This is a genomic window from Acidimicrobiales bacterium (genome assembly GCA_036491125.1).
In the GTDB taxonomy this organism is placed as follows: domain Bacteria; phylum Actinomycetota; class Acidimicrobiia; order Acidimicrobiales; family AC-9; genus AC-9.
Genome location: DASXCO010000102.1, coordinates 1 through 10,416 on the forward strand (window position 1 = coordinate 1; position 10,416 = coordinate 10,416).

Consider the following 10,416-nt stretch of genomic DNA (forward strand, 5'->3'; position numbering starts at 1 on the left):
GGGTTCAGCTCGTCCAAACGGACGGATCGAAGGTGGCGGCCCGCTCGCCGGACGCGATCCAGGAGAACTGGTAGCCCTCCAGGCCGGGCACGAACACGCGCACGACTGATACCTCGAGGTGCGCCGCGGGCAGCTCCCGCATCACCACGCGCTCGAATCCCCGCTCGACGAGGCGCGCCAGCAAGACGCCCACGTCTCCGTGGAAAGTGGGGGTCGAGGCGTCGGGCACTGCCGGTGCGGCGGTTGGCACCGAATCGGACCACGGAAGAGGAATCTCGCCCGCCACCCGCATTGCCCGGAAGGCGGACCGGAACAGATCGTCGCGCGCGCCGGCGATGAACAGGGTGCGCGCCTGGACGGCCTCGGTGAGGGCCCTGATCATGGATATCTCGGGATCGAGGTGACACCCGTACCCCTTGTACATACCGAGAGCTGGGACCTCGAGATCCCTGACCAATCCGAGGAACACCGGCACTCCGAGCTCGGTCGGGCACCAGAGCAGCTCCGGCCCGATGCCGGCCGCGTCCAGCTGGTCGAGCAAGGCCCGGATGACCGGACCGTCGATGGTGTCGAGGTCGATGTTCAGGGGACGATGACCGCGATCCATGGCTACTTGCCAGCAGGCCGTGGCGTCGCGCTCGATGACCTCGTACAGGGCGGCACAGAGTGCTTCAGGGAGATTGTTGCCGGAGGCGAGGCCGTTCGACGACGGCGCCCACCACGACTGGCGCAGCCGCCGCGTTCGGCCGGGCAGGGCAATGAGCTGGGAGGGCGCCAGGACCTCGCGACCGCTCACGAGGTCCCACGCCGTGGCCCACGTGTGCCGCGTGTCTTCGGCCCACAGAGAATGACGGGTTCGGGGGTGTTCGTGGGGCCCGAAGGCTGCCACGTCCGCCACGTCGGCGAAAGTCGCCTGCGCTACCGCTTCATCGAAGATCTCCGCCACAGAGCGCTCGAGAGCCTCCATAGCCGCCGAGGTGGCTGCGGCAACCGACGTGGCCCCTTTGCCCGAATCCACGGCGAGGGTCGAGGAATCCGGTCGTATCGAGCACCAGATGGGCACGCCGACCCGATCCAAGCCAGTGATGTCCGCCAGCCTGGTGATACCTACGGTAGGGAAGTGCGGCCGGATCCGAGCGAGGGTCTTCTCCGGGGACATGGCGCGCTGGGTCCCCCAGACGAACTCTTTCGCGGCGGTGTGGAGCTCGCCGCGGTAGTTGACCGGGTCGGGCGTGGTGGTGCCGGTCGCTGCGCTGATGACGGTCACCTCCCGATAGCTCGGTCGCGAAACGGTGCTTCCCGCTCACTCAGGTTTGATCTCCATGATCCAGCCAAGGGCCTTCTCGACTCGGTCCTTCAACCGAGCTCCCTCGCGCCGAGCGTGGGCCGCGTCCGACACGGCCAGGAGAAACTCGGCTCCCGAGGCGAACCCGTGCTCGTCCAGCCACTCCGGGAATGGCTGGGACGGCCGCAAGCCAGTTGCGGCGACGTGCTCGGACAGCATTCCAGGAATGTCTTTCTCGTCCGGCAACACATCTGGTCCCGGCGTGGCCGAAAGAGCAGCTCGACGGGCGGCCCGGTCGGCCACGCCGGGATAGCGTCGTTCCAGCCGGAGCTGATCGGCAACGACGCGTCGGTTGCGCTCGTACCCCTGGAGAGCGAGGTACCAGCGCCGCAATCGGTGAGTCTTCGCCTCGTCGACAATGAGCTCCTCGAGGTCGGTCTCGTCAAGATCGTTGCCTTCCAGCCAGGCCGGAAGCGTCTCCTCGGTGAGGCCCATGCGGACGAGGAAGCGGCTTCTCTCCTCGTTCAGTTCCTCGCTCGTTGGCTCGAAGCCAAAGTCCTCGGCATACGAGACGGCTATGGCTCGGTGGAGAGCTCGCTCCTGGAGCTGCTCGAAGTCGGGCTCGTGGAGGGCGACGTCGTCGATGATTTGGTACCGCAGCACGCGACCCGTTGAACGCTCGACCTCTGTGTCGCAGCTGCGCATTGCCCTGGCCAATCCTCCAGAGCGTTCGCGGGGCTCGCGAAGCTCGGTCGGCCGCTCGCCGAGGTCCGTATCCAGCCGGCGGAGCAACTCGACGGCGTCGAGGCGCTTCTGGTCCACGTAGTGGCTCGAGACCAGCCCTGCCAGTGCTACTCCGTCCGAGCGGCCGCTGGAGATCAGGGCGCTTGCCAGTGTGCTTTCGGTGCGACTGCCGAAGTAAAGGGACTTGGCCGTCTCCTGGATTTGGCGCGCGCCCTCGCCGTCGAGCTGGCCCTCTGCGAGGAGGCGCTCAACCGTCACCCGGACGTTGACCATCGGCCACGTGAGGCTGCGCCACCCGGTGTCGGCCTCACTGTGGAGGAGCGCCACCTCGTCGTCGTCGGTGAGGATGCCGTCGCGGTACCACTCGTAGATTCGACCGACGCCCTCCATCCCGTAGATGCCGCATTCTGCGGCGCGAAGCGCTCCCATCGAGGATGATCCGAAAACGCGCACCCCTTGTCCCAAGACGTGAAGGATCTCCTTGTGCCAGACCGAGAGGGTCTGGCCAAACTCTCCATCGACGATCGCCACGACCTCCGGATGGTGGAGGGCGACGGCCGAGATCAGCTGCCCCTGGCAGATGGGATGCAGGAAGGTGCCATCCGGGAGCAGCTTTTTGGCGCAGGCACGGTCGACCGAGGGGCCCAGAAAGACGATGGCCGAAGCGCCGGTCCGGCCGTCGTCGCGTGAAAGAGAGCCCTGACGACCGGAGTCCGTCACCCCGGAACTCTCTCCGTCACCCTGCATCCGATTGCCTCCTACTGGTGGTCGCGCCCGATGATCCAACGATGATCGCGGGAGGTCACCAACGGATCGCCCCTCATGCCGAGCGGCCCGATTCTTATGGCGGCACCGCTCAAATCACGAGACCATTATGAGGAAGTGCTGTTGAGAAAGGTACCGCGCTCGCCTACCCTTATATCGTTACCGGGCGTTTGGGGGGTTCGTCCTACGGTTGGCCACCAGACTCGGGCCTGGTGACAAGCCCGGCGGAGGACGTGTAACTCTCTGGCTGCCGCTCCGGAGATAGAGGGGGGATTGAAGTGGTTCTGCAGCACCCAGGATACGGCGGAGGCAATCGCGCTCCCAGCGGGTGGGCCAAGCCAGCAGTGTGATGACAATCACCACGGCCAACCAAACCAGCAAGGAGGCAGCATGAGTGCAGAGGGAGTAACCGCGTTGTATGAGCGGGTCAACTCGGACGAGGAGTTCCGAGACCGGCTGGAAGCGGCGGAAACGCCTGACGACAAGCGTCAGATGGTGACCGAGGCTGGCTACGAGGTGAGCCGAGACGACCTGCCCACCATCCGGAAGCTGTCAGGCGTGACCGAGCTCTCGGACGAGGATCTGGACACGATGGCGGGCGGGCTGGATACTTTGGCGGCGGGAGGAGCCTTTTTTGGGTCGCTGGGCCTCGGGCTCGCAGCTGCTTCAGCATGGGTCTGATCTCTATCCAGCAGCCTCGAGGAGCCCGGTCAGGAGATGGCGCGAGCGAACAGGTTAGGAAAGCGTGCTCCATACGAGTGGGCCAAGCCAGCAGTGTGATGACCATCACCACAGCCAACCAAGCCAGTCAGGAGCCAGCATGAGTGCAGAGGGAGTAACCGCGTTGTATGAGCGGGTCAACTCGGACGAGGAGTTCCGAGGCCAGCTGGAAGCGGCGGAAACGGCCGACGACAAGCGTCGGATGGTGACCGAGGCTGGCTACGACGTGAGCCGCGACGACCTGCCCACCATCCGGAAGCTGTCAGGCGTGACCGAGCTCTCGGACGAGGATCTGGACACGATGGCGGGCGGGCTGGATACCTTGGCGTTCGGAGGAGTCTATTTTGGCTCGGTGGGCCTCGGGCTCGCAGCTGCTTCAGCATGGGTCTGATCTCTATCCAGCAGCTGTAGCCACGGCCCACTCTGCGGGCAGCTGAGGGACGGTCATCATCTGTAACCACCACCCCATCCAACGACGGTCTTGGGAATCCCTTGGGAATCAAATGCCGCGAACGGCAGACGATGGAGCGGCTGAATACGGCCGATACCTACGGTCCAGAAGGAGATGCCGGAACAGATACGGCAATGGAGCCGTCTCCCGCGGCCACAGTAGGAGTCCTCATCGAAGTCGGACTACCCGCGGGGCAGACGCAGTTGCCCACCCCTGAGAGAGCTATGGGTATCGCGCCTCAAGCGTGGTGGTGATGCGTCCGGTGTCGATCTCGTATACGTGGCCGGAGACGCTCACCTTCGGTGAGAGCAAGGGTGAGCTGAGCAGGCGCTCGACGTCGGCCTTGACGGTCGTGTTCGGGTCGGCGACAGCTGAAGCTTCCAGTACGGCCTCGGAGAGGCTCGTCGCCTCGGCGGCACGATGGCGGAAGCTGGGATCGGCCAGAAGTCCGGTTCCGCATTGGGTGTGGTGGACGACCGCGACCTCGAAGAGCGTGTCAAGCGCACCTTGGCCGCCGGACAGCTGCTCGGTGAGGAAGGCGAGGAAGGCGACGTCGTCGATGACGGCCGGTGTGACTCGTCCCCCAGCGTTGCGGATGACGGGAGCGTCTCCGAGTTGGAGTCCGAGGACGATCGCGGGGTCGACCCGGTGGTCGAGGCAGGTGACGACGAGCAACTGTGCCGTGGGCAGGCCGAGTGCCACGGGGGTGTAGGTACGGGCGAACTGCTCGTTGCGCTCGAGCAGGGGGTTCATTCTGGTCATGGTGCCTCCGTTCCGTTTCGAGGGGTCATGTCATCGGTGGGCACTCGCCGGGGTGCCCACGCCGTGCCGGGTGGCGATGTCGCGGATCGCTTCGGCGAGGAGGTCCGGGTGCTCGCTGGTGGTCAGGTGGCCGCCGGGGAAGGTCAGGACTTCGGCCTGAGGCACGCGCGCTCGGGCTGCCGGGAGCTGCCGGTGCTCGTAGGGGTCCTCGTCGCTGCCACCGACGTAGAGAGCGACCGTGCCGTCCAGGTCACCGGCGATGGTGGCAAGGTCCCAGCGTTGTGCGTTGCGGCGGTGCTCGTTGACGAACCCGGCGGCGTTGTGGAGGAACGCCGCTCCGTCCCGGCGGGTGATCGCTGACCGCAGCTCGCCGAGCTCCTCGGGGGCGGGACGGTAGCTGGGGGAGTACAGGCGTGCCTGCATCATCGATGCGTCGAAGACGCGGGGCGAGCGCTGAGCCCGCCACATCCCCAGCGCGCCCAGCGGGGTGCGCAGCAGCGGCGTGCCCTGCCACGGGTGCGTGTGGGCGTCGGCGAACAGGCCACCGTTCACCATGAGCGCCGCCACGATCGTCGGCCTGGCGGTATCGCTGGAGGTGGTCCGCTCCGCCTGTCGGCGCAACAGCTCGAGCAGCGCCAGCGAGGTGTAGTCGAAGGTGACGACGACGGTGCTGCGCACGCCGTGGTGCCGCCACAGCGCCTCGACCAGCTCGGCGCGCTCGACGGTTGAGTAGGGGTAGTCGCGGGGCTTGTCCGATTCACCCTGGCCCACCGGCTCTACGTACAGGCGCGGGCGGAGGTCGTCGCCGATCATCCGGTCCACCTGGGCCCAGCCGTAGGAGCCGTCGGGGAATCCGGGCAGCAGCGTGAGCCACACGCTCTCTGCGCCCTGCTCCGCGGCGGCCACGCGCTCGAAGACCCGAACTGCCCCCGGGGTCGTAGCGGCCTCATTCTCGGTCAGGATGCGGGGAGATTCCGGGTCGTACGGGAGCCGCTGGCCGCTGGCGAACCACTCAGCCGCGGTGACCAGCGCCTGGTCCTGCCGCGGAGAGTCTGCTGTCTTGTTCCGGCTCATCGGGAGCCTCCTCTGGTCATCTAGTGGACGCCGTCCACTATAACAAGGTGGTGGACGCTGTCCACTACCTTGTTACCCTGTTGTCGTGACGGCTGGCCGATCAGGACGGGAGGCACACCAGGCAGAGCGGCGACGACGGCCTCGAGGCGCCGTCCGGGACGGCCTGGTCGCCGCAGGCCTCGAGCTGGCCCGATCCGGTGGCCCCGACGCCGTGGTGCTCCGTGAAGCGACACGGATGGTGGGCGTGGTACCCAACGCCGCCTATCGGCACTTCGCCGACCATGACGAGCTCCTCGCCGCGGTGTGCACGGCGGCCATGCGTGAGCTCGGTGCCCGAATGGCTGCAGGCGTCGCCCGCGTGCGCGGTAAGCGCGGCGATGCTGCCGCGGCCGGCAGTCGGTTGGGTGCAATCGGTTCGGCGTACCTGGAGTTCGCTCGGGAGGAACGGGGGCTGTTCGCAACCGCGTTCGCTCTATCGCGGCACCACGCCTACGACGCTCCCGACGACGGGACCGGGGAGGATTGGAGGCCCCTGGCCCAGCTCCGCACCGCACTCGATGAGCTGGTCGAGGCCGGCGTGCTCGACCCGAAGCGACGCGACGGCATCGAGTTCCCCATCTGGTCCACGGTGCACGGGCTGGCAGTGCTCACCGGACAGGGTCCCCTGCGCGACGTCCCCGATGCCACCCGGCATCACCTCGAGCAGCTCACCGCCGCCTTCATCGAGGGGGCCCTCGCATGAGCCGTACACTCCTGCCGGCAACCGAGTCCAGTGTTCGGCCCGAAGGCAGGAAGCTCGACACCGAGCCGCGACCTGAGAACAGACGCTTCCATGGCTCACGCGCCTCCGTATTCGTCGTGGCGATGCAGCCAGCTCATAGGCTGATCGCCTTCCTGGCGGCCACTCGGAGCGCGGTCAAGGATCGCGTAGTAGCCCATCAGGAACTCCGTACCGCGGGCATAGCTGGAGTAGCAGTGGTAGACGCGGTCGCCCTCCCGGGCGAACGTGCTCACGCCGTGTCCCTGGGAGAAATAGCCCTCGAGGTTCGTCCCTGTCGCGCCGGCGTTCTGGCTGGTGATGAGCGGCAGGTTCTCACGAATGGCCGGCTGCTCGTTCAGGACCTTCAGAAGCGCGAGCTCGTTGGCCTCGAGCTGCGGCACCGATGGGGCGTGCATCCTCGCCCTGGCCGAGACGCCGTAGTCGAAGTTGAAGTCGCTTTCGTGGCTCGAGGCCCAGTTGAAGCTCCAGCCCATGCGCTCCCGATAGGCCACCAGCTTCTCGATCGGGGCTCGCGAGACGCAGATCATGGTCACGTCGCACGCCTTGAGGTGGGCGAGCACGCCGTTGAAGCTGTCAGCCGTCGAAGAGCAGGTGGGACATCCGCCCTCGTATTCAGGGCCGAACATGAAGTGGTACACCACCAATTGCGAGTGGCCGTCGAACAGATCCGCCAGTGTCCTCGTCCCGTGCGGGGTCTGGAGGGTGTACTCCTTCTCGACCGCTACCCAGGGAAGCTCCCGACGCTGTTGGGCAAGCTCATCACCCATCCGCGTGAGCTCCTTCTCGTGCTCGAGCAGGTCAGCGCTCGCCGCGAGCCACTCATCACGTGTTCCAATTCGGTGGCTGGTCATTGTGCTGTCTCCTTTCAACTTTCGATTCGCGATGGACGGAGCCTCCGATGTGACCCCCACGACGGGTCACCGTGGTCGCGACCGAGAGGGACCCGGTCGAGCCATCGACTGCGCCCACTTTCATCTACCTCCTCTTGACTGGAAGCACTCGCTCACTCCAGGGGCTGGAGACCGGCCGTCGTGAGCACGTAGGCCGGAGCCACGTAGGGGCCGCCCGTGGCGAGATCAGCGACGCTCGTGCCGACCTGGTCGACGCTGAGGCTCGAATTGGCCGGGGCGATCCTCGATCCGCTGTAGGCCTCGGTGTAGATGCGCCCGAGGTCGGTCGCCGGTGTCAATTGCGGCAGTAGAGCTACGAAGCGGATGCCCGCGGCGCTGCGTTCCGCTTCTGACCTCGCGTAGGCGCTGATGAACCTGATCGTGGCCTTGGCGCCGGCATAGCCACCGCTGAGCGGTGACCCGCGCAGCGCCGCACCGCTGGAGAGGCTGACCACCACCGAGCCGGGGTCGAGGGGTGCCGTCAGGGACTGCCGGACGAAGTTGAAGACCTGGCGCACGTCGACGTTCCAGTTCGTGCTGAAGTTCTCCCAGGTCTGCTCCTGGAGCCTGGCAACCGCCGGGGTGGCCCCGGCGTTGAGCACGAGGGTCTTGGGTCGATACTCGGAGATCAGGCGAACCGGGAGCTCCGGGTCGGCGACGTCGGCCAGCTCCGGGGAGAAGGCGTCTCCGAGCTTCTCTCGTAGCTCGGAGAGCAGCGCTTCGTCACGAGCCACACCCACGACGTCTGCACCTCGTTCGACGAGGGCGATGGCGATGGCCCGTCCGAAGCCCCGACTTGCACCGGTAACGATTGCTGTTGTTCCTGCGAGCTGGCGAACCGACATTGTTCCTACCCTTCTTCTGATGGGTCGCTGGTGACTTTTTGACGAGGAGATCGCTTGCTGGGCAGACCCGGCCGGAACTTCGGAGCGGCGTCTCTGTCCCGGCCGGGTTCTGGTACCTGGTACTCAGTCGGCCACGGTCCCCGCGGGCTCAGGTGAACCGGCGACGGCGACGTCTCGTTGTTGCGTGCTCGCCACCGCCTTGGCGATCTCGGCTCGTCGGATGAGCGCGAAGGCCACCGGGATGGCGACCAACCCGGCCACGCCGCACACCCAGAGGGCCCAGCTGAATCCGCCAGTGAGGGCTGCGGCGGTTCCGTAGCCGTGGTGGACGAGGGTGTGGAAGCGAGACGCGACGATCGACGAGGCGACCGCCACCCCGACGGCACCGCCGAGCTGCTGCGAGGTGTTGAGCAGCCCCGAGGCCACTCCCGCATCCCGCCCCTTGACTCCGGCCAGGGCCCCGATCGACACCGGGATGAAGGCGAAGGCGGTGCCCATGCCCGAGATGAAGAACGGCCCGGCCAGGTCAGCCCAGAAGCTCCCGTGTGTGGGGATCAGGGTGGCCCAGAGGATGCCGGCGCCGATGAGCGCCATGCCGAAGGCCATGACCAGCTTGGCCGAGGTCCTGGTCACCAACATCTGCGACAGGCCGGCGAAGGCCACCGACGTGACCGAGGCGGCGAGCCAGGCCACGCCGGTCTTGATGGCCGAGAACCCCAGCACCTGCTGCATGTACAGGGTGCCGACGAATACGAAGGTGAAGAAGCTGGCCCCGAGCAAGAACCCGACGGCGTTCGACCCGGCCACGGTCTTGATCCGGAACAGGCGCAGCGGCAGCAGCGGTGCCTCGACTCGGGTCTCGACGACGAGGAAGGCGACCATCAGCGCAGCGGCCGCCGAGAGCATGGCGATGGTCTGGGTGGTGACCCAGCCCACCCGTGGCGCCTGCGAGACGGCATAGACCAGCACTACCAGCGCCGAGGTGATGGACACCGCCCCGAAGGGGTCGTAGCGACGTCGCTCACCGCCCACCCTGCTCTCGGGCACAATCCTGGGCGCCAAGGCCAGGGCGGCCGCCCCGATGGGCACGTTGAGGAAGAAGATGTACTCCCAGCCGATGTAGGTGGTGAGCAGGCCGCCGGCGAGCAGCCCCACGGTGGCTCCCATGGCACCCATGGCCCCCCAGATGCCGAGGGCCTTGTTGCGCTCGGGACCCTCGGGGAACATGTTCATCACGATGGAAAGAGCGGCCGGCAGGACGATGGCGGCCCCGAGGCCCTGGAGCCCGCGCGTGAGGATCAGGACGGTGTCAGAGGTGGCGAGGCCACAGGCCAGGGAGGCGGCGGAGAAGACGGCCATGCCGACCATGAGCAGGCGCCGACGCCCCAGCAGGTCGGCGGCCCGGCCGCCGAGGAGCAGGAAGCCGCCGAAGGTGAGAGCGTAGGCGGTGATCACCCACTGCAGATCGGTCTGGGCGAAGTGGAGCTTCACGCCGATGGTGGGCAGGGCGACGTTGACGATGGTGAGATCCACGATGGTCATGAAGTACGCCACGACCAGCAGGGAGAAGGCCCGCCAACGCCGGACCGGTCGCTGGGGGGCCACGCCCGCCGCCCGCAGCGCCCGAAGCGGGGACCGGCGTGGTGCGGGAAACGGAATCCCTCGTCGATCCTCGACTGGTTCTGACTTGGTATTGGCCAGGGCCATCATGAGCCTCCTGTCTCGACGTTGGGTCCTACGACGGTTGAAACACCGACCCCCGGCCTGATTCAGCGATGAATCTGAGGCATGGATGGTGTTGCAACCTTCAGGAGGTGTCAGCGGAAAGGAGGGGATGCGATGACCGAATCGGTGCTCGCCCGGGCCCAGGCTGGCGACAGCGACGCCTTCCAGGACCTCATTGACCCCTACCGTCGGGAACTCCACGTGCACTGTTACCGGATCCTCGGATCGTTCCATGACGCCGAGGACGTACTCCAGGAGACTCTGTTGTCGGCATGGCAAGCACTCGATCGCTTCGACGGCCGCTCCCTCAGGGCGTGGCTGTACCGCATCGCCACCAACCGCTGCCTCAACTACCTTCGTGACACGTCACGCCG

11 protein-coding genes are annotated in these 10,416 nt (G+C 66.7%); 4 read left to right on the top strand and 7 right to left on the bottom strand.

The features are described 5' to 3' along the window. Positions 1-4: 4 nt before the first annotated feature. Positions 5-1,267 (bottom strand): YcaO-like family protein, encoded by a 1,263-nt coding sequence (locus VGF64_08780; GenBank protein HEY1634839.1) that lies wholly within the window; start codon positions 1,265-1,267, stop codon positions 5-7. Positions 1,268-1,303: 36 nt separating this feature from the next. Further along, positions 1,304-2,749 carry a TfuA-like protein gene (locus VGF64_08785; GenBank protein HEY1634840.1) on the bottom strand — a complete coding sequence of 482 codons (1,446 nt, stop codon included), beginning with the start codon at positions 2,747-2,749 and terminating at the stop codon, positions 1,304-1,306. Between the two features lie 435 nt (positions 2,750-3,184). Here VGF64_08785 and VGF64_08790 point away from each other — a divergent pair, with 435 nt between their 5' ends. Continuing rightward, positions 3,185-3,475 carry a Nif11-like leader peptide family natural product precursor gene (locus VGF64_08790; protein ID HEY1634841.1) on the top strand — a complete coding sequence of 97 codons (291 nt, stop codon included), beginning with the start codon at positions 3,185-3,187 and terminating at the stop codon, positions 3,473-3,475. Between the two features lie 139 nt (positions 3,476-3,614). Next, positions 3,615-3,905, top strand: coding sequence for a Nif11-like leader peptide family RiPP precursor (locus VGF64_08795; protein HEY1634842.1), 291 nt, complete (start codon positions 3,615-3,617; stop codon positions 3,903-3,905). Between the two features lie 282 nt (positions 3,906-4,187). On the opposite strand, the gene VGF64_08800 is transcribed toward VGF64_08795, so the two are convergent. Together VGF64_08800 and VGF64_08805 are read right to left on the bottom strand one after the other, a co-directional pair. Next, positions 4,188-4,727, bottom strand: a complete 540-nt coding sequence (locus tag VGF64_08800) for a carbonic anhydrase (GenBank protein HEY1634843.1) — start codon at positions 4,725-4,727, stop codon at positions 4,188-4,190. Positions 4,728-4,757: 30 nt separating this feature from the next. Next, positions 4,758-5,801: an alpha/beta hydrolase gene (locus tag VGF64_08805; protein ID HEY1634844.1), complete on the bottom strand. Its 1,044-nt coding sequence runs from the start codon at positions 5,799-5,801 to the stop codon at positions 4,758-4,760. A gap of 85 nt (positions 5,802-5,886) precedes the next feature. Between VGF64_08805 and VGF64_08810 the strand changes: the two genes are divergently transcribed. Then, positions 5,887-6,543 carry a TetR/AcrR family transcriptional regulator gene (locus tag VGF64_08810; protein ID HEY1634845.1) on the top strand — a complete coding sequence of 219 codons (657 nt, stop codon included), beginning with the start codon at positions 5,887-5,889 and terminating at the stop codon, positions 6,541-6,543. A 95-nt stretch (positions 6,544-6,638) separates the two neighbouring features. On the opposite strand, the gene VGF64_08815 is transcribed toward VGF64_08810, so the two are convergent. The 3 genes from VGF64_08815 to VGF64_08825 all read right to left on the bottom strand — a co-directional run bounded on the left by VGF64_08815 (position 6,639) and on the right by VGF64_08825 (position 10,024). Continuing rightward, a complete protein-coding gene (locus tag VGF64_08815; GenBank protein ID HEY1634846.1) occupies positions 6,639-7,433 on the bottom strand; it encodes a DUF899 domain-containing protein in 795 nt (264 codons plus the stop codon). Between the two features lie 152 nt (positions 7,434-7,585). Further along, the gene (locus VGF64_08820; GenBank protein HEY1634847.1) at positions 7,586-8,317 is read right to left on the bottom strand and encodes an SDR family oxidoreductase; all 732 of its coding nucleotides are present in this window, start codon (positions 8,315-8,317) and stop codon (positions 7,586-7,588) included. A gap of 123 nt (positions 8,318-8,440) precedes the next feature. Further along, on the bottom strand, positions 8,441-10,024 hold the full coding sequence (locus tag VGF64_08825) for an MFS transporter (protein HEY1634848.1): 1,584 nt from the start codon (positions 10,022-10,024) through the stop codon (positions 8,441-8,443). A gap of 132 nt (positions 10,025-10,156) precedes the next feature. On the opposite strand from VGF64_08825, the gene VGF64_08830 reads away from it, so the two are divergent. Continuing rightward, positions 10,157-10,416, top strand: a 260-nt coding sequence (locus VGF64_08830) for a sigma-70 family RNA polymerase sigma factor (GenBank protein ID HEY1634849.1), incomplete at its 3' end; no start/stop codon positions are given.